General features: G+C 67.2%; 16 protein-coding genes and 1 riboswitch. Of the genes, 7 read left to right on the top strand and 9 right to left on the bottom strand.

What is annotated here, in order from left to right; translation table 11 throughout:
- Window positions 1-31: 31 nt before the first annotated feature.
- Complete coding sequence (locus GH266_RS21765) at window positions 32-1789, bottom strand: TRAP transporter permease (protein WP_158195705.1); 1758 nt, start codon at window positions 1787-1789, stop codon at window positions 32-34.
- 151 nt (window positions 1790-1940) lie between these two features.
- Window positions 1941-2894 (bottom strand): TAXI family TRAP transporter solute-binding subunit, encoded by a 954-nt coding sequence (locus GH266_RS21760; protein WP_158195704.1) that lies wholly within the window; start codon window positions 2892-2894, stop codon window positions 1941-1943.
- 256 nt (window positions 2895-3150) lie between these two features.
- Between GH266_RS21760 and GH266_RS21755 the strand changes: the two genes are divergently transcribed.
- The 7 genes from GH266_RS21755 (at window position 3151) to GH266_RS21725 (ending at window position 11059) form a co-directional block, all read left to right on the top strand.
- On the top strand, window positions 3151-4095 hold the full coding sequence (locus GH266_RS21755) for an ABC transporter permease (protein WP_158195703.1): 945 nt from the start codon (window positions 3151-3153) through the stop codon (window positions 4093-4095).
- A gap of 3 nt (window positions 4096-4098) precedes the next feature.
- Entirely contained in the window at window positions 4099-4944 is an 846-nt protein-coding gene (locus GH266_RS21750; protein ID WP_158195702.1) for an ABC transporter permease, read from the top strand.
- Window positions 4941-6590: an ABC transporter ATP-binding protein gene (locus GH266_RS21745; protein ID WP_158195701.1), complete on the top strand. Its 1650-nt coding sequence runs from the start codon at window positions 4941-4943 to the stop codon at window positions 6588-6590. Before GH266_RS21750 ends, GH266_RS21745 begins: the two co-directional genes overlap by 4 nt.
- Before the next feature lies 1 nt (window position 6591).
- Window positions 6592-7512 carry an ROK family protein gene (locus tag GH266_RS21740; protein ID WP_158195700.1) on the top strand — a complete coding sequence of 307 codons (921 nt, stop codon included), beginning with the start codon at window positions 6592-6594 and terminating at the stop codon, window positions 7510-7512.
- Between the two features lie 106 nt (window positions 7513-7618).
- The gene (locus GH266_RS21735) at window positions 7619-8233 is read left to right on the top strand and encodes a YceI family protein (protein ID WP_158195699.1); all 615 of its coding nucleotides are present in this window, start codon (window positions 7619-7621) and stop codon (window positions 8231-8233) included.
- A gap of 203 nt (window positions 8234-8436) precedes the next feature.
- Window positions 8437-10491 (top strand): methyl-accepting chemotaxis protein, encoded by a 2055-nt coding sequence (locus tag GH266_RS21730; RefSeq protein WP_158195698.1) that lies wholly within the window; start codon window positions 8437-8439, stop codon window positions 10489-10491.
- 217 nt (window positions 10492-10708) lie between these two features.
- Complete coding sequence (locus tag GH266_RS21725; protein ID WP_067222700.1) at window positions 10709-11059, top strand: acyl-CoA thioesterase; 351 nt, start codon at window positions 10709-10711, stop codon at window positions 11057-11059.
- On the opposite strand, the gene GH266_RS21720 is transcribed toward GH266_RS21725, so the two are convergent.
- From GH266_RS21720 to GH266_RS21690, 7 genes are all read right to left on the bottom strand, one after another.
- On the bottom strand, window positions 11017-11397 hold the full coding sequence (locus tag GH266_RS21720; RefSeq protein ID WP_158195697.1) for a hypothetical protein: 381 nt from the start codon (window positions 11395-11397) through the stop codon (window positions 11017-11019). The genes GH266_RS21725 and GH266_RS21720 overlap by 43 nt on opposite strands.
- Window positions 11398-11440: 43 nt before the next feature.
- Window positions 11441-11579, bottom strand: a riboswitch (SAM-I-IV-variant riboswitch).
- Window positions 11580-11640: 61 nt separating this feature from the next.
- Entirely contained in the window at window positions 11641-12903 is a 1263-nt protein-coding gene (locus GH266_RS21715; protein ID WP_158195696.1) for an MFS transporter, read from the bottom strand.
- 212 nt (window positions 12904-13115) lie between these two features.
- On the bottom strand, window positions 13116-14360 hold the full coding sequence (serA, locus tag GH266_RS21710) for a phosphoglycerate dehydrogenase (protein WP_158195695.1): 1245 nt from the start codon (window positions 14358-14360) through the stop codon (window positions 13116-13118).
- A gap of 82 nt (window positions 14361-14442) precedes the next feature.
- On the bottom strand, window positions 14443-15285 hold the full coding sequence (locus tag GH266_RS21705; RefSeq protein WP_158195694.1) for an N-formylglutamate amidohydrolase: 843 nt from the start codon (window positions 15283-15285) through the stop codon (window positions 14443-14445).
- A 40-nt stretch (window positions 15286-15325) separates the two neighbouring features.
- Window positions 15326-16324, bottom strand: a complete 999-nt coding sequence (locus GH266_RS21700) for an ABC transporter ATP-binding protein (RefSeq protein ID WP_158195693.1) — start codon at window positions 16322-16324, stop codon at window positions 15326-15328.
- Window positions 16321-17319, bottom strand: coding sequence for an ABC transporter ATP-binding protein (locus GH266_RS21695; RefSeq protein WP_158195692.1), 999 nt, complete (start codon window positions 17317-17319; stop codon window positions 16321-16323). Before GH266_RS21695 ends, GH266_RS21700 begins: the two co-directional genes overlap by 4 nt.
- A gap of 7 nt (window positions 17320-17326) precedes the next feature.
- Window positions 17327-18250 (bottom strand): ABC transporter permease, encoded by a 924-nt coding sequence (locus tag GH266_RS21690; protein WP_158195691.1) that lies wholly within the window; start codon window positions 18248-18250, stop codon window positions 17327-17329.
- Window positions 18251-18252 lie beyond the last annotated feature (2 nt).

The raw sequence follows: 18252 nt of genomic DNA, 5'->3' as shown, positions 1-18252 counted from the left end.
CCCCTTTTCATTGCGCCGTTGCGGGCGTTCGCTAGATGAAGAGCAGCACGCCGCCGCCCGCAACGAGCCCGGCGCGCAGCAGCGGATTGATCGGGGCGATGACGCCGAAGGAGATGGCGGACAGGGCCGCGCCGACCTTGAGCGCGGCGAGCAGCGCCATGGCCGGATCCGCGGCAAGCGCGATCAGGTCCGGATTGGCGATCATGCCGAGCGGCACGAGATAGAGCCCGAGGCCCAGCGCCATGGCCGAGGCCGCGACCTTCAGCCAGTTCTCCCCGACCATGCCGGCGGCGATGAAGACCGCGCCGCAGACCGGCGGCGTGATGGTGGACAGCAGCGCATACCAGAACACGAAGAGATGCGCCTGCAGCACCGGCACGCCGAGTGCGGTGAGCGCAGGGCCCGCGACCGAAACGCAGATCACATAGGCGGCCGTGGTCGGCACCTCCATGCCCAGGATGAGGCAGGCGAGCGCGGTAAGCAGCAGCGCCGGCCACAGCAAGCCGCCGGAGCCGGACAGGATCAACGAGGTGATCTTGACCCCGAGGCCGGTCAGCCCGAGCACACCGATGATGATGGAGGCGCACAGGATGATCGCCGCGATGGTGGCGATCTGCCGGCCGGAATTCACCGCCGCCTCCTCCAGCCGCAGCAGGGTGCGGCGCCAGTCGAATGTCAGGCGGGCATCGAGGACCAGCAGCAACGCACCGACGAGGATCGCAAGCGAGGCGGCATATTGCGGCGTCACCTTGAGGCCGAACATGCCCCACAGCAGGATCGAGAACGGCACAAGGAAGAAGGCGGAGGTGATGACGACCGCGCGCAGGGCTGGCCGGTCCTCCGGCGCGATGCCCTTCAGCACATGGCGAAAGGAGAAGGCGTCGATGCCGACCCAAACGGCGAGGAAATAGAGAAAGGCCGGCAGGAGCGCAGCCATCATGATGTCCGAATAGGGTGTGCCGGTCAGCTCGACCATCACGAAGGCGCCCGCGCCCATCAACGGCGGCATGATCTGGCCGCCGGAAGAGGCGACCGCCTCGACAGCGCCGGCGAGCGAGCGCGGATAGCCGAGCCGGGTCATTGCCGGCAGGGTGATGGCGCCGGTGGAGGCGACATTGGCGGAGGCCGAACCCGAGATCGACCCGAACAGCGCAGAGGAAATCACCGAGACCTTGGCCGCTCCGCCGCGCAGGCGGCCAGCGGCGGCAGCCGCGACATTCATGAAGCCCTGCCCCGCCTCACCGGCATTCAGCACCGCGCCGAAGATGACGAAGATGGCAACGACCGAGACCGAGACGCCGGTCAGCTTGCCCCACAGGGCGCCTTCGGCAATCGTCAGCGTGCCGAACAGGCTCGCCATCGGCAGGCCGGGATGGCCGAACTCGCCGGGGATCGCCTCGCCCCAGACCGCATAGGCGAGCGCAATCCCGGCAACCAGCGGCAGCGGCCAGCCGATGGCCCGGCGCGCCATCTCCAGCGTGACGAGAAGCAGGGCAAGGGCGATGGCGAGCTGTCCGTTGTCGGCCAGGAAGCCGTACTGGTCGCCCAGCATGTCGTGGTTCCAGGCAACCCAAAGGCATGCGGCGATGCCGACGGCAGCCAACGGCAGGCCGGTCCAGCGCTGGAACGGAGTGCGCGCCATCAGCACGAAGACGAAGGGGACGGCAAGGGCCATGTGCAACGGCCGGCTCACCAGGTTTGGCACCAGGCCGGTGAAGACCAGCCAGAGGTGGAAGCCGATGGACAGCGCACCGAGCGCTGCCCAGAAAAGCCGGGCCGAAAGAGACATGAACGCCGTCCTGGTGAACTGCCGGCACCGAGCCGGAACCAAAAGCCATGAGGGGGAAAAGGCATCGGCCCGGACTGTGTCCGGGCCGGAACCGCGTCGGTCTGGAAGACGGCCGGCACTGGCGCCAGCCCCAGACGTTCGTTGCAGATGTTTACTTCTGCGCGTCGGTCAGGGCGACGCCCTTTTCCGCATAGTAGCGCTGCGCGCCCGGATGGATCTTGCCGGGAATGCTGGCGAGCATGTCGGTCGTCACGCCCTTCCACCACGGCGCATCGGCACTCATCTTTTCCTTCTGCTCCCAGAAGGTCTTGGTCATCTGGTAGGCGGTCTCGTCATCCATCGCGGTGGTGGCGAAGGCGACCACGTCCAGCGAGGTGGTGACGACGTCCTTGTCCTGACCCGCATAGGTGCCGGCCGGGATCACCGTACGGCTGCGCTTGGTCGCGGCGACCTGCTCGTCGGAGAGCGAGAGCAGAGCCACGCCGGTGCCGGCGGCTGCCTCGATGACGTTCGGCGCCGGCCACGAGCCGGCGGTCACGAAGCCGTCGATCTGGCCGTTCTTGAGCGCAGCGCCCGCGTTGGACAGCTCGACGTCGGCAAGGTTGACCTTGTCCTTCAGGCCGAAGAGCTCGAGATACTTGGCGCCTTCCGTCGCGCCGAAGGAACCCTTGCCGATCAGGATGTTCTTGCCTTCCATGCCGGCGAAATCGGTCACGCCGCTCTCCGTCGACATGATGAAATGCATCGTCAGCGAAGGGATCGGGAAGAGCGCGCGGATCTCGTCGAACTTCGGGTTGCCCTTGCCGTCGAACGGCCCCTTGGCGCCCTGGGCCAGGCCGACGAGGCCGGGAGGCGTGGTGAAGACGTAGTTGCCCGGCCGAACTGCCGCTTCCATCACGTTCTGGACCGAGCCCTGGCTCTCTTCCAGCGTGACGATGATGCCGCCGTCGGTGCCGGCCTTGATCGCCTCGGCGATCTGCACACCCATCTGGTAGTAGGAGGTGCCGGCGGAGGCCGACTTGTAGGTCACGCGCGTCTCGGCGGATGCGGACAGCGGCACGAGCGCGGCAAGGCCGGCGATGGCGAGTTTGCTCCAGATCGTCATGTATCCTCCCAAGGGATCGTTCGTTGCAGTGTTTTCGGGGCGCGCCGCCCGCAAGCGGGACGGCCGGGCCGGCAAGCGGATCGGGAGGCAGAGATTAGTCCGCTCGTGCGCGCCATGCACCCCTGAAATCGCGGAAAATGACGAGGGTGTAACGACCGGGTTCGACCACTACGCCGTCACCTCCCCCTTTTCCGCCGGGCTCTTCCCCTATAGCGTTGGCGCGTCGACAGATTCTCGCCCGGAGCCGCCTCGCCCGATGCTGGTCCACGCCGCCAAACGCTTTGCCGGACTGTTCGCGACGCTGATCGTCGCGACAGCGGTCGTGTTCCTGGTGCTGGAGGTGGTGCCGGGCGACCCTGCGCAGGTGATGCTGGGCATCAACGCGCAGGACGACACGCTCGCCGCGCTGCGCGGCCAGCTCGGCCTCGACCGACCTGCCTGGGAGCGCTATGTGAGCTGGGTCGCCGGCTTTGCCACCGGCGATCTCGGCACCAGCTATACCTATTCGGTGCCGGTGGCCGATCTCATCGCCGCCCGCATCACCGTCTCATTGCCGCTGGCGCTGCTGGCGCTGGCGCTGTCCACCGTCATCGCGATTCCCGTCGGCGTCTACGCCGCCTCCAAGCGCGGCCGCTGGCAGGACGGCGGGATCATGGCGCTGACGCAGGTCGGCATCGCCGTGCCGAACTTCTGGTTCGCCATGCTGCTGGTCTTCGTCTTCGCGGTGACGCTGCGGCTGGTGCCCTCCGGCGGCTTCCCAGGCTGGGAGGCCGGGCTGTGGCCGGCGCTGAAGGCGCTGCTGCTGCCGGCCATTGCGCTGGCGCTGCCGCAGGCGGCGATCCTTGCCCGCGTGATGCGCTCCTCGCTGATCGATGCGCTGCACGAGGACTATGTGCGCACAGCGCGTGCCAAGGGCCTGACCCGGCGCGCGGTGCTGTGGAAGCATGCGGTGCGCAACGCGCTGATCCCGGTTCTGACGATCCTCGGCCTGCAGTTCTCGTTCCTCATCGCCGGTACGATCATCATCGAGAACGTGTTCTACCTGCCCGGCCTCGGGCGGCTGATCTTCCAGGCGATCACCCAGCGCGACCTGATCGTGGTGAAAAGCGTCGTCGTGCTGCTCGTCGCCTGTGTGATCCTGGTGACTTTCCTCGTCGACCTCGCCTATGCGCTGGTCGATCCGCGGCTGAGGAGGCGCTGAGCGATGGCAAGACCGGGGCCACTGCGGTTCGCCGCACAGCACAAGACGCTGATCGCGGGCGCGGCGATCGTCGTCGGCGTCCTGGCAGCGGCTCTGATCTCGCTGGTGTGGACGCCCTACCCCATCGACGTGCTGTCGGTCGCCGACCGGCTGAAAGGCCCCTCGCCCGCCCATCTTCTGGGCACGGACCAGTACGGCCGCGACATGGTGTCGATGCTGATGGTGGGCGCGCGCACGTCCATCGCCGTCGCTCTGGTGGCGGTGGGGATCGGCATCCTCGTCGGCGTGCCGCTGGGACTGCTGGCGGCAGCGCGCGGTGGCTGGCTGGACGAGACCTTGATGCGGGCGAACGATCTCGTCTTCGCCTTTCCTGCACTGCTGTCGGCGGTGATGATCACTGCGATCCTCGGCCCCGGCGCGATCAACGCGATCCTTGCCATCGGCATCTTCAACATTCCCGTCTTCGCTCGGGTGGCGCGCGGCGGCGCGCTGTCGCTGAAGTCGCGCGAATTCGTGCTCGCCGCCCGCGTCTCCGGCAAGGGTGAGGTGCGGATCATCGCCGAGCACGTGCTGCCGAACATCGCCAACCTGCTGATTGTGCAAGGCACGATCCAGTTCTCGCTCGGCATCCTGGCCGAGGCGGGCCTGTCCTATGTCGGCCTCGGCGCGCAGCCGCCGCTCGCCTCCTGGGGGCGCATGCTCAACGAGGCGCAGACGATGATGGCGCTGGCGCCGAGCCTTGCGCTCTATCCGGGCCTGGCCATCGTCGTCACCGTGCTCGGGCTCAACCTGATGGGCGACGGGTTGCGCGACCTGCTCGACCCGCGGCTGAAGAGACGCACGGCATGAGCGGCTTCTTCGCGGTCGAGGGGCTCGACATCGACATCCACGGCAAGCGGATCCTCAAAGGCGTCTCTCTGGAGATCGGCCGCGGCGAGATCTTCGGGCTGGTGGGCGAATCCGGCTCGGGCAAGTCGATGACCGCGCTGGTCGCAATGCGATTGCTGCCGCACGGAGCCGAGGCGCGCGGGCGCATCCTGCTCGACGGGGCCGACATGCTGTCGCTCAGCGAGGCGGCGATGTGCCGGCTGCGCGGGCGGCGCATCGGCATGGTCTTCCAGGAGCCGATGACCGCGCTCAATCCCGTCAAGACCATCGGCGAGCAGATCGCCGAAGGGCTGGCCCTGCACATGCGGATGACGCGGGCTACGGCGATGGAACGGGTGCGCGCGCTGCTCGACCGGGTGGGACTGGCGCGCGCGCGGGTGACGCCGGAGCGCTTTCCCCACCAGTTGTCCGGAGGCCAGCGGCAGCGCGTGGTGATCGCCATGGCGATCGCCTGCCAACCGGACCTGCTGATCGCCGACGAGCCGACGACCGCGCTCGACGTCACCATCCAGGCGCAGATCCTGGCCCTGATCCGCGAAATCGTCGAAGCGGAGAAGATGGGCTGCCTGCTGATCAGCCACGACCTTGCCGTGGTCGCGGAGATGGCCGACCGGGTGGCGATCATGAAGGACGGCGAGATCGTGGAGAGCGGGCGCACGGCCGCGCTGTTCGCCAATCTCACGCATCCCTATTCGAAGGCGCTGATGGCGGCCTCGAACCATGTGCCGAAGAGGGCGAAGGGACCCGCGCACAGCCCGGCCAACCACGGCTTGCAGCCGATCCTTTCGGTGCGCGAGCTGGTGCGCGCCTATCCGCAGCCGCGCGCGAGCCTGTTCGCCAAGAGCCCGCCGGTGGTCGCGGTCAACCGCGTCAGCTTCGACATCCGGCCCGGCCAGAGCGTCGGGCTCGTCGGGGAATCGGGCTGCGGAAAGTCGACGCTGGCGCGCGCCCTGCTTGGGCTCGAGGCACCGGACGGCGGGGCCATCTCCGTTCTGGGCCAGGACCCGCATTCGGCGCGCGGGGCAACGCGCGAGGCGGTGCACCGGGCCGTGCAGGTGGTGTTCCAGGACCCTTACGGCAGCTTCAATCCGCGCCATCGCATCGGCCGCGTGGTGGCCGAACCGCTCTATCTGCTGCGCGGCGAGATCGACGGGCGCGAGGCGAAGGAGCGGGTCGCCGCAGCCTTGATCGAAGTCGGCCTGACGGAAGCCGACATGGCGAAGTATCCGCACGAGTTCTCCGGCGGACAGCGCCAGCGCATCGCCATCGCAAGGGCGCTGGTCACGCGCCCGAAGCTGATCATCGCCGACGAACCGGTCTCCGCGCTCGACGTGTCGATCCGCGCGCAGATCCTCGATCTCTTCGCCGACCTCAGGACCCGGCACGGGCTCGCGTATCTGTTCATCTCGCACGACCTCAGCGTGGTGCGCGCGATCACCGACGACGTGATGGTGATGAACGGCGGCCAGATCGTCGAACGCGGGCGGACGGCGCGGGTGTTCGACCATCCGCGCCACCCCTATACGCGGCTTCTCGTGGCGGCCGCACCGCGCCTGGAGGAGGCACTGGCGGCACGGCGACGGATCGAGGAGGCGGGCACAGGCTGAGATGACGGCAGGAGCGGGAGACGACCTTCGCCTCGGCATCGACTGGGGCGGCACCAAGATGGAGATCATCGCGCTAGAGCGCGACGGCACCGAGCGCTTCCGCCTGCGGGTGCCGACGCCGCGCGACGACTATCAGGGCTGCATCCGTGCCGTTGTCGGGCTCGTCGACGCGGCCGAAACCGCAACGGGCCGGCGCGGCACGGTGGGCTTCGGTATCCCCGGTTCGCTGTCGCCGGCAACCGGTCTCGTCAAGAACGCCAATTCCACCTGGATGAACGGCATGCCGCTCGACCGCGACCTGGAGGCCGCGCTGGCGCGGCCGGTCCGCATCGAGAACGACGCCAACTGCCTTGCGGTCTCCGAGGCGACGGACGGTGCCGGCAGGGGCGCGCATGTGGTGCATGCGATCATCATCGGCACGGGCTGCGGCTCAGGGATCGCCATCGACGGGCGGGCGCATCGCGGCCGCAACGGCATCGGCGGCGAATGGGGCAACATCCCGGTGCCGTGGATGACCGACGAGGAGTTCCCCGGCCCCGACTGCTGGACCGGCAAGCGCGGCACCATCGACCGCTGGTGCTCGGGAACGGGCTTCCAGTGGGACTACCAACAGGCGACCGGACGCTCGCTCTCCGGCCACGAGATCATGGAACGAGCCCGGGCGGGAGAGGCGGAAGCTGCCGCCAATCTGGAACGCTACGTGTCGCGGCTGGCGCGCGCCATGGCGATGGTCGCCAACATCCTCGATCCGGATGTCTTCGTGCTGGGAGGCGGCATGTCGAATATCGACGAGCTCTACGAGGTGCTGCCGCTGGAAATCGGCCGGCATGTCTTCTCGGACCAGTATGACGTACCGGTCCGCAAGGCGTTGCATGGCGACAGTTCCGGCGTCCGCGGCGCCGCCTGGCTGTGGAACGACTGACCCGGATCCCGTCTCAATCCTTCTGCGGCGGCTCGCCGCCCTCCCCTCGCTGACGCGGGCAGCCTGCCTATATGCTTCTTGAGGATCATCAGGGAGGAGTTCTCACATGGTTTCATTCAAGCCTGTCCGCATCGCCGCCTGCGCCGCTCTTGCCGCAAGCCTGACGGCCACTGCCCTGCCCGCCCAGGCCGAGCCGCGGGCCTATCGGATCGATCCGAGCCACTTCTCCATCGTCTTCAACGCCATGCATATCGGCTACGCCCCGACATGGGGCCTGTTCCTGAAGGGCGAAGGCGGCTTCACCTATGACGAGGACACGCGCGAGCTCTCGGACCTGTCGGTCACCATCGAGGCCGGCAGCGTCTTTACCAACGACGAGCGACGCGACGGCCATCTGCGCTCGGACGACTTCCTGAGCGCGGAAGCACACCCGAGCATCACTTTCGTGATGACAGATGCACAGCCGAAAACGGACACGAGCGGAACCGTGACCGGCGACCTGACGCTGCGCGGCGTGACGCGGCCGGTAACGCTCGATGTCACGCTCAACAAGATCGGCCCCTATCCTTTCGGCGGAACCTATGTGGTCGGCATCAGCGCAAGCACCGTGCTGAAACGCTCCGACTTCGGCATGACCTATGCCGTGGCGGATGGGCTGGTCGGCGACGAGGTCACGGTACGCATCGACCTGGAGGCGATCCGGCAACAGCCGGCGCCATAGAGGCACCATCCCTTTGAGCCCAGCAACGCTGCAAAACAACTTGAGGAAAGGGCTTCGCCGGATCACAATCTCGGAGAAAAGACATCGGCTCAACGGCTTGCAAAAGAAATCAGCAAAGTTGCCGATGATTAAGTCGATGGTAACGCGAACCCCTATAGGCACTAAGACGGAGATTTTCGCGACTGGCCTTCAGGGGGTTCGAAATGCGTTTTTCCGATCTGTCGATCAGAAACAAGCTGCTGGTCAGTGCTGGCGCACTGTTTTCCGTTTCCATCATCGGCGTCAGCCTCGTCGGCTCGATGGTCATGTCGTCGGCCGCCGAGAAGGCAGCCGAGCGGGAAGCACAGGCGTTGCTGTCGTCCTATGCCAATGACGTTTCGGGCGGCATCACCCGGTCTTTGACCGTCGCACAAACCACTGCCGCCGCAGTCGAAGGCCTGATCGCCAACGGCATGACCGACCGCGACCGGCTCGGCGACATGATGATCCGCACAGTGGAGGGCAATCCCTCCCTGGTCGGCATGACGCTGGCGTTCGAGCCGAACGGGCTCGACGGCCGCGATGCCGACTTCAAGGCCCACAAGTATTCCGACGCCAACGGCCGCTTCGTTCCCTATTTCTACTTCGGCGCCGACAAGAAGGTGACCGTCGAGCAGCTGGTGATGACCAAGGAATCCGGCACCGAAGGCTGGTACGACATGCCGGTGCGTGAGAACCGCTCGCTGGTGACCCCGCCTTACACCTATCCGATCGACGGCAAGGACGTGCTGATGACCACCATCAGCTGGGTCGTGCGCAAGGACGGCAAGCCGGTCGGCATCGCCACCTCCGACCTGTCGCTCACGGCCATCGTCGACAAGATGTCGTCCAACAAGCCCTTCGGTGAAGGCGAAGTGAAGCTGATCGGCGGCGACGATCTGTGGGTCTCCACCTCCGACGCCTCGCTGCTCGGCAAGAAGGTCGAGAACGCCGAGGTGTTGAAGCTGATCCGAGCCTCCGAGAGCGGCGAAGCCTCGAACCTGGTGGGCGAGCGCTATATCGCGGCCATTCCGGTGTCGTTTCCCGGCGTTGCCGAGCGCTGGTATGTCATGATCGACGTGCCGCATTCGGCAATGATCGCCGGTGCCGTGGCCGCGCGTAACACGATGCTGGCCATTGGCGTCGGCCTTCTGGGTGTCGTCCTCGTGGTCGTCTGGCTCGGCGCAGGCGCCCTTGCCCGCCCGGTTGCACGCCTCACCGACGTGATGGGCCGGCTGGCCGCCGGCGACACCTCGGTCGATGCCGGCATGGACGAGCGCCGCGACGAGATCGGCGACATGGCCCGCGCGGTCGAGACCTTCCGCGAGAACGCCCTCGAGCGCCAGCGGCTGGAAGAAGCGCAGTCCGAAGACGAGCACGCCCGCGCCGCCCGCCAGGCCCGCACGGAACAGCTCATCGCGGACTTCCGCGACAAGGTCCAGGCGCTGATCGGCACGGTGAGCGAGACGGCGAACGGGCTCGACGAGACCGCCCGTACCCTCTCCGCCTCGGCCCAGGAAAGCGCCGAGCGCGCCAGCGAGACCTCCCAGGCCAGCTCCGCCGCCACCGGCAGCGTCCAGACCGTGGCCAGCGCCGCCGAGGAGCTCTCCGCCTCCATCGCCGAGATCTCCCGCCAGGTCGGCCAGACCACCCAGGTCGTCGACCAGGCCACCCAGGGCACCCACTCCACCAACGAAAAGGTCGCCGGCCTTGCCGCCGCCGCCAACAAGATCGGCGAGGTCGTCTCGCTGATCCAGGCGATCGCCGAGCAGACCAACCTGCTGGCGCTGAACGCCACCATCGAGGCGGCACGCGCCGGCGAGGCCGGCAAGGGCTTTGCCGTCGTTGCCGCCGAGGTCAAGGAGCTGGCCACCCAGACCTCCAAGGCTACCGAGGAAATCGGCGCCCAGATCGCCGCGATCCAGGGCTCGACCGGCGAGGCGGTAGCCGCCATCGGCGAGATCGCCCAGATCATGCAGGAAGTGAACGGCTACACCGCCTCCATCGCCTCGGCCGTCGAGCAGCAGGGGGCCGCCACCAGCGACATCTCGCGCTCGGTGCAGCAGGCGGCAGAAGGCACCGGCGCCGTCACACGCAACATGGAGATGCTCGCCCATACCGTCGACAGCACATCGGCTGCCGCCGACAACGTCCTCGACGCCTCCGGCGCCATGGCCCGCAACACCGACGCCCTGCGCGGCGAGATCGACAGGTTCCTGAAGGACGTCGCGGCGGCCTGACATCGCAGCGCCCCGCCCACGGCAGGGAGCTGCTCCCTTGCGCAAACAATTGCCCCCGGTTCGCGCCACGAACCGGGGGCTTTTTCTTTCGCGTTGCGGCAAAGCGAGGCTAGGCTTGCACGGGATATCCCGCGATTCCGCAAAGAGACAGGAGACATCGCCCGTGAGCGACCAGGAGACCATCGAAACCCCGAACGGCGAACTGACGCTGCGGACGATGGCCATGCCCGCCGACACCAACGCGGCCGGAGACATCTTCGGCGGCTGGGTGCTGTCGCAGATGGACCTTGCCGGGGGCATCGCGGCCGGGCAGCGGGCGCGCCGGCGCGTCGTGACGATCTCCGTCGAGCGGATGACCTTCATCCGCCCGGTGCATGTAGGCGACGTGCTTTGCGTCTATTGCCGGGTGACAGGCGTCGGCCGCACCTCGATGAAGATCGGCATCGAGGCCTGGGCCCTGCGCCATCGGCACGGCCAGCGCGAAAAGGTGACGGACGCGACCTTCACCTTCGTCGCGGTCGACGATCAGGGGCGGCCGATCCCGGTCCCGGCAGAAGACGAGGACTGACGCCGTCGCAGGCGGGCACGCAGCGCCACGGCGAGCTGCGGATGGCGGGCGGCGATGTCGCGAAACAGCACTTCGTCGACCGCCCTGCGGCACCCGCCGGTCCACAGGCGCTCAAGATCTGCAAGACGCTGCGCACGTTCGGCATCGTCAAGAAGGGCCTGTCCCGGCCGCCCTGCCCGGCCGAGGCCGATGCAGGTCGCGCGCATCCTCAGTCCCGCGGCCAGAACGCGAATTTCGGAAAGACGCAGCGGTGCCTGGGCAGCCAAAGCACAGGGCGCTTTACGGTCCGCGGCGGCGGGATCAAGGCTCGTCTGCGCAGCGAAAGCGGCTGTAGACATGAAAAATCCTCCATCGGTTTCCCGAGGAGGACTGGCGCGGATCGAATGACCGTTTCGTTGCCGCTGATCTGCGGCCACATCCCCAAAACGCAAACCGGTTGTCCCGGTTCCTGTGTCAGGGAGACCACCTTGCCCGGTCGGGCAGGTTGGCGAGGGCGCCAGCCCTTCTCTTGATGACCCGGGTTCTATGCCATGCGGCGCGCGCGCATGCAAGCGGCAACGCTGCCCGCCTCTTCGCCAAGGTCAGGCGGCGTCGCGCGACGTCTCTTCCTCGTCCTCGGCGCGCGGGTCGAGCGCGAGCGTTTCCGGCGTGGAGAAGCGGACGCCCGACGCCATGGCGACGAAGTCCTCCTTCTCCCCTTGCGCGACCGGTGCGCGCTGGGTCATGCGCCAGATGGAAAAGCCGATGATCAGCGCATGTGCAGCCGAGGTGACGGCGAAGAGCCCTTGCGGGCGCGTCATCGTCATCATCACGGCTGCAAGCAGCGGACCGACCACGGAGCCGACGCCGAACAGCAGAAGCAGGCCGCCGCTGGTCTTGAGGAATTCGCCCGGCGGCGAGTGGTCGTTCGCATGAGCGACGATGACCGGATACATCGAATAGATCATGCCGCCGAAGGCCCCGACCAGCGCGATGATCGCCAGCGGCGAGAGAGTCCCGCCGAACGTGAGGGCGGCCCCGAGCAGGCAGCCGACCACGGCGATGCCGATCAGGACCATGCGTCGGTCGATGCGGTCGGACAGGACGCCGATGGGGATCTGGATCAGGGCACCGGCGAGCAGCGCCACCGACATCATGGTGGCGATGGACGAGACGGACAGCCCGACCTGGCGGCCATAGACGGCGCCGAGCGTGCCGAAGGCGCTGTTGGAAATGCCCACGAGGAAGACGCCGATCACGGCAACCGGCGAATTTCGCCACAGAGAGCGAATGTCCAGACGCACCTGGGACAGCGGCTGGGGGGCAGCGGCGGTCGACAGGGCGGTGGGAAGCAGAGCGCAGGAATAGACCATTGCGCCGACCACGAAGAACAGAAATCCGGCCGGATCTCCGAGAGTCAGCAGCATCTGCCCGGCGGTCGTCGCGCCGAGATTGATCATCGTGTAGATGCCGAAGATGCGGCCGCGCGTTTCCGGGTTGGCCCGCTCGTTCAGCCAGCTCTCCACCACCATCGCAGCCCCGGCGAAACAGAAGCCGGAGAGCGCCCGCAGCGGGATCCACGCCCAGGGCGTCATGAAGACGAGGTTCAGCAGCACGACGATGGAGGCGAGCGAACAGAACGCACCGAAGGAGCGGATGTGGCCGACGCGGCTGACGATCACCGGCGTCAGCAGGCAGCCGCCGATATAGCCGATGGCCCAGCCGGTACCCAGAAGACCGAGAGAACTGTCGGAAAACCCCTCGAACGAGCCCCTCAGCGGCAGCAGCAGCCCCTGTAGACCGCCCGCGAGCAGCAGCAGCGCGGAACCGATGAGAAGGGCGGCGATGGGAACGATCTGGGTCATGCGGGCCCGTGGGCTGGCGAAACGGGAATGCCTGCAGCGCAGGAGGGCGGGGCCGGAAGGCCGTCGCCCAACCTATCTTGCGGGCCTGCGTCGGAATTGAGGCAGGCGGCGGCGAAAGCCGGCAGCGCGAAGCAGCCGGCATCTGCCGCAAAGCGTAGCAAATTCCCGTTGAAGAACAACCGCTGCCGGAAAATGGCGGCGGCCCTGCCCGATCAGACCCGGTTCAGCAGGCGCGCGCGAATGGTGCCCGACAGGAGGCGGATCTCCTCAAGGATCTCCACCGCGTTCGCCACCGGCCCGTCGGCATCGAGCACGACATAACCGATCTCGCCATCGGTCTGGTAATGCTGGGCCGCGATGTTGATCTTGTAGCGGGCGAAGAGGTCGTTGAGCTTGCCGAGCTCGCCCGGCAGGTTGCGCTGGACCTGGATGAAGCGGGTGTTGCTCGTCCCCTTGGGCAGCTGAACCTGCGGGAAATTCACCGCGCCGATGGTCGAGCCGACGTCGGAATATTCGATGAGGCGGCGGGCGACTTCCTCGCCGATCCGCTCCTGCGCTTCCTCCGTCGAGCCGCCGACATGCGGCGTGAGGATGACGTTGTCGAGACCACGCAGGGCCGAGACGAATTCCTCGTCGTTGGACTTGGGCTCGCTCGGGAAGACGTCGACGGCAGCACCGGCCAGATGACCGGAACGAAGCGCCTGCGCCAGCGCATCGATGTCGAGCACGGTGCCGCGGGCGTTGTTGATCAGGTAGGCGCCCTTCTTCATCGACGCGAGTTCGGCAGCACCGATCATGCCGCGGGTTTCCGGCGTCTGCGGCAGGTGCAGCGAGACGACGTCGGCCACCGCAAGCAGTTCGCCGAGCGAGGAGACCGGCTCGACATTGCCGTGGCGCAGCTTGTCGGTGTGATCGTAATAGACCACCCGCATGCCCATCGCCTCGGCAAGCATGGCAAGCTGAGAGCCGATATTGCCGTAGCCGACGATGCCGAGGGTCTTGCCGCGGACCTCGTTGCTCCCCGCAGCCGTCTTCACCCAGCGCCCGTTATGGGCGGCCATCGACTTGGTGAAGGCACCGCGCATCAGCATGACGATCTCGGCGATGGTCAGTTCGGCGACGCTGCGGGTGTTGGAGAACGGCGCGTTGAAGACCGGGATGCCGCGCCGGTTGGAGCCGACGAGATCCACCTGGTTGGTGCCGACGGAGAAGCAGCCAACCGCGACCAGGGTGCCCGCCGCCTTGAGAATCTCCTCGTCGATCTGCGTGCGCGAGCGGATGCCGACGATATGGACGCCCTGCAGCGCCTCGATCAGCGCATCGCGGTCGAGCGCCGTCTTCAGCTTGGTGACATTGGTGTAGCCCGCCTGCTCCAGCAGGACGGAGGCGGTCGGGCTGATGCCTTCCAGCAGGAGCCAGCGGATTTGGTGCTTCGGGCGCGACAGACCGGTCTTCATGAAACGGCGTTCCGTATGCGGTGCAAGGGAGGGGGCGGCGATTGCCGCCGCTGCGCTCTGGTGCCCTGTCTGCCGTAAAAATTCAACCGCCGCTTTTTGCAGCCCAGTCCCCCAGCGAGCCGATAAAGGCGGAAAGCCGCGCTCGCGTCTCGGAAAACCGCACGGTTTTGCCGTAGGTCTCGACATCCATGTAAAGTGCGCGGTTGACCTCGATCTGCAGCGAATGGACGCCGCGCGCCGGATTGCCGTGGCGACGCAGTATCTCCGCCCCCTTGAAAGGATCGTTGACCGCCACCGAGAAACCGAGGTCCAACAGCAGGGCGCGCGCCGCCTCCAGATAGCCGACACCGGCACTCGTGCCCTCGCGGTCCGACAGCACGATATCGGGACGCAGAGACCCGACCGCGTCCTCATGCATGGCGTTGGCCACCGGCTGCATGGAATGCAGGTCGAGATGAAAGACGCGGCCATGCGCCGCACGGGTTTCGGCGATCAGCTCGCCAAGCGCATCGTGATACGGATACCAGCAGCGCTCCAGCCGGTCGAAGTACTCCGCGCGGAGGACCGGCCCGGCGAGAAGCGGCGCACCATCCGGCGGCGTCGCGGTCCAGAGTACCCCCTTGCCGAGCCGCGCCTTTGCGGACGGGGCGAGGTTCAGCTCGCCCGCATCATCGAGCGATGCCGGAACGAGATCGTCGAAGGCCCGGTTGACGTCACAGTAGATGCGGCCGAACCGCGCCCGCAACAGCGGCAGGCCGAGGGCGGGAGCTGCGGAAAAGAGCTCGTCGACATACATGTCCTCCGCCCGGCGATAACGCTCGGGCGGCTGCGCCGGCCGAAAGTCCGGCGGATAGAGCGTCCCGGAATGCGGGCTGTCGAGGACGAGCGGCGAGGCCGGAGCGGCAGGGCGCAGGATGTCGAACAACGCCCCCTCTCCGCCCTCCGATATCGCCCCGGCCATGGCCTCACCCGTCGTTGAGATGGCAGGCGGAGACGCGGCCCGGCGCAATCTCGCGCAAGGCCGGCGCCTCCTCCCGGCAGCGCGGCTTCGCATGCGGGCAGCGCGGATGGAAATGGCAGCCGGACGGCGGGGAGAGCGGCGACGGGATCTCGCCCTTGACCGGCTGGAACACCCGCTTGCGCGTGTCGATGCGCGGCACCTCCTCCAGAAGCGCCCTGGCATAGGGATGGTTCGGATCGGCGAAGAGCTCAGCGGCCGGGGCGCTTTCCACAACACGTCCGAGATACATGATCACCACCCGGTCGGCGAGATGCTCGACCACGCCGAGGTCGTGGGAGATGAAAAGATAGGTGAGGTCGAGATCCTCGCGCAGGTCCATGAAGAGATTGAGCACCTGCGCCTGGATGGAGACATCGAGCGCGGCGATGCTTTCGTCGCAGACCAGGAAATCCGGCTGCACGGCCAGCGCCCGGGCAATGCCGATGCGCTGGCGCTGGCCGCCGGAAAACTGGTGCGGATAGCGGCTCTTGTAACTGGGATCGAGGCCGACGCGCAGCAGCATGCGGTCGACATAGTCGGCAACCTCGCCGCTCGACACCAGGCCATGCACACGCGGCGCCTCGCCGACGATGTCGCGCACCCGCATGCGCGGATTGAGCGAGGACATGGGGTCCTGGAAGATCATCTGGATCTTCAAAGTGGCCTCGCGCCGCTCTGCCCCGGACAGGCTCTCGATGTCGCGCCCGCGCCACAGGACGCGGCCCGCACTTGGGGCATGTACCCCGGCGACCACGCGGCCAAGGGTGGACTTGCCGCAGCCGCTCTCGCCGACAAGGCCGACCACTTCGCCTTCGGCGATCTTCAGCGAGACGTTGTCGACGGCGTGAACGACCTCTTCTCGCCGGTTGCCCCCGAACAGGTTGACGATCTTCTCGGCCGCATCGAGACGGCGCACGAAGCGCTTCGACACGGCATCGAGAGCAAGAAGCGGCGCGGCGCTCATGCGGCACCTCCCCTGGCGGTTTCGAGAGTTCGGTGCGGATGGTGACAGCGCGCGAGACGGCCTGCCTCCAGCTCGCTCAGCTCCGGCATGACCGTGCAGGCGGCATCGGCGCGCGGACAGCGGGCGGCAAAGCTGCACCCCTCGGGCAGGGACAACAGCGAGGGCGCCATGCCCGGGATCTGGGTGAGGCGTTCGCCGCGACGGTTCTGGCTCGGCACCGAGCCGATGAGCCCATGCGTGTAGGGATGGAACGGCGCATCGAGAACGGCATCGACCGGCCCCTGCTCGACGATGCGGCCGGCATACATCACCGCCACCCGGTCGGCGAGCCCGCCGACAACGGCAAGGTCATGGGTGATCCAGATCATCGCAAGACCGGTATCGGCGCACAGCTTCTGCACCTCGTAGAGGATCTGCGCCTGGATGGTGACGTCGAGCGCGGTGGTCGGCTCGTCGGCGACGATCACCTCCGGTTCGTTGAGCAGCGCAATGGCAATGGCGACACGTTGGCGCATGCCCCCCGAGAACTGGTGCGGATAGGCGGCGAGCCGCTCGTCCGGCGAGGGGATGCCGACACGGGCAAGTGCCTCACGGGCCCGCTCGCGGGCCGCCTCGCGCGACACGCCGGCATGGGCGCGGATCGCCTCGATCATCTGCGTATCGATGCGCAGGACCGGATTGAGCGTCATCATCGGGTCCTGGAAGATCATGGCGATGCGACGGCCGCGCAGCCGTCGCCATCCCTCCTCGGGCAGACCCGCCAATTCCTCGCCGCCCAGGCGGATCGAACCCGAGACAAGACGGCCAGGCGGATCAACAAGGCCCATCAGCGAAAAGCCGGTGACGGTCTTGCCCGATCCGCTTTCGCCAACAAGGCCGAGCACCTCACCGCGGGCGAGCGAGAAGGAGACGCCGTCGACAGCGCGGGCGACGCCGGCCTTGGTGAAGAAGTGGGTCCGCAGGTCGCGGACCTCGAGAATGGTTTCGCGGGTCATGCGGCCCTCATTTCTGCAGCCGCGGGTTCAGCACATCGCGGAGCTGGTCGCCGACAATGTTGATGGTGACGATGGTGATCAGCAGCGCCACGCCCGGGAAGACGGCGATCCAGTACTTGCCGGACAGCATGTATTCGAAGCCGTTGGAGATCAGCAGCCCAAGGGACGGCTCGGTCTGCGGCAGACCGACGCCGAGGAAGGACAGCGTCGCCTCCAGTGCGATGGCATGCGCCGTCTGCACGGTGCCGACGACGATCAGCGGGGCGATGCAGTTCGGCAGGATGTGGCGAAAGACGATGCGCGCATGGGACAGGCCGAGACAGGCGGCAGCCTCCACATATTCGCGCCGGCGCTCGACCAGCGCCGAGGCACGCACCGTACGCGCATAATAGGCCCACTGCGCGATGACGAGCGCGATGATGATCTTGTCGATGCCCTTGCCGAGGATCGCAAGGAGGATCAGCGCGATCAGCACGGCGGGCAGCGACAGCTGGATGTCGACGATGCGCATGATCAATCCTTCGGTCCGGCCGCCCGCATAGGCGGCAAGAAGACCGACGATCATGCCGACCGTGAGCGCGATGATGGCCGAGGCGACGCCGACCGAGAGCGAGATGCGCAGCCCATAGATGATGGCCGAGAGAAGGTCGCGGCCGGCGCCATCCGTGCCGAGCCAGAAGGTGACGCCGTCCATGCTCTGCGAGCCCGGCGGCAGACGGGCGTCGAAGATCGAGACGACGGCAAGATCGTAAGGGTTCTGAGGCGCGATCCAGGGCGCGAGGACCGCCGCGAGAATGATGACGGCCAGCAGCACCGCCGCACCGACGGCGAGCCAGCTGTCGGTGAAGTCCGACAGGAAGCGGCGGAACGGCGTATCGGCTGCGCGTCGGACGGGCGTCGCCCCGCCCGCCGGAGTTTCCGTGGATGCCATGG

Source organism: Stappia indica, assembly GCF_009789575.1.
Classification (GTDB): Bacteria; Pseudomonadota; Alphaproteobacteria; order Rhizobiales; family Stappiaceae; genus Stappia; species Stappia indica_A.
Note: the sequence above shows the minus strand (reverse complement) of the source record. Positions and strands in the feature narration are given on the sequence as shown.

Coding starts and splice junctions, on each gene's coding strand:
- GH266_RS21765 (WP_158195705.1), bottom strand. CDS start 1,789: ATGTCTCTTTCGGCCCGGCTTTTCTGGGCAGCGCTCGGTGCGCTGTCC.
- GH266_RS21760 (WP_158195704.1), bottom strand. CDS start 2,894: ATGACGATCTGGAGCAAACTCGCCATCGCCGGCCTTGCCGCGCTCGTG.
- GH266_RS21755 (WP_158195703.1), top strand. CDS start 3,151: ATGCTGGTCCACGCCGCCAAACGCTTTGCCGGACTGTTCGCGACGCTG.
- GH266_RS21750 (WP_158195702.1), top strand. CDS start 4,099: ATGGCAAGACCGGGGCCACTGCGGTTCGCCGCACAGCACAAGACGCTG.
- GH266_RS21745 (WP_158195701.1), top strand. CDS start 4,941: ATGAGCGGCTTCTTCGCGGTCGAGGGGCTCGACATCGACATCCACGGC.
- GH266_RS21740 (WP_158195700.1), top strand. CDS start 6,592: ATGACGGCAGGAGCGGGAGACGACCTTCGCCTCGGCATCGACTGGGGC.
- GH266_RS21735 (WP_158195699.1), top strand. CDS start 7,619: ATGGTTTCATTCAAGCCTGTCCGCATCGCCGCCTGCGCCGCTCTTGCC.
- GH266_RS21730 (WP_158195698.1), top strand. CDS start 8,437: ATGCGTTTTTCCGATCTGTCGATCAGAAACAAGCTGCTGGTCAGTGCT.
- GH266_RS21725 (WP_067222700.1), top strand. CDS start 10,709: ATGGCCATGCCCGCCGACACCAACGCGGCCGGAGACATCTTCGGCGGC.
- GH266_RS21720 (WP_158195697.1), bottom strand. CDS start 11,397: ATGTCTACAGCCGCTTTCGCTGCGCAGACGAGCCTTGATCCCGCCGCC.
- GH266_RS21715 (WP_158195696.1), bottom strand. CDS start 12,903: ATGACCCAGATCGTTCCCATCGCCGCCCTTCTCATCGGTTCCGCGCTG.
- serA (WP_158195695.1), bottom strand. CDS start 14,360: ATGAAGACCGGTCTGTCGCGCCCGAAGCACCAAATCCGCTGGCTCCTG.
- GH266_RS21700 (WP_158195693.1), bottom strand. CDS start 16,324: ATGAGCGCCGCGCCGCTTCTTGCTCTCGATGCCGTGTCGAAGCGCTTC.
- GH266_RS21695 (WP_158195692.1), bottom strand. CDS start 17,319: ATGACCCGCGAAACCATTCTCGAGGTCCGCGACCTGCGGACCCACTTC.
- GH266_RS21690 (WP_158195691.1), bottom strand. CDS start 18,250: ATGGCATCCACGGAAACTCCGGCGGGCGGGGCGACGCCCGTCCGACGC.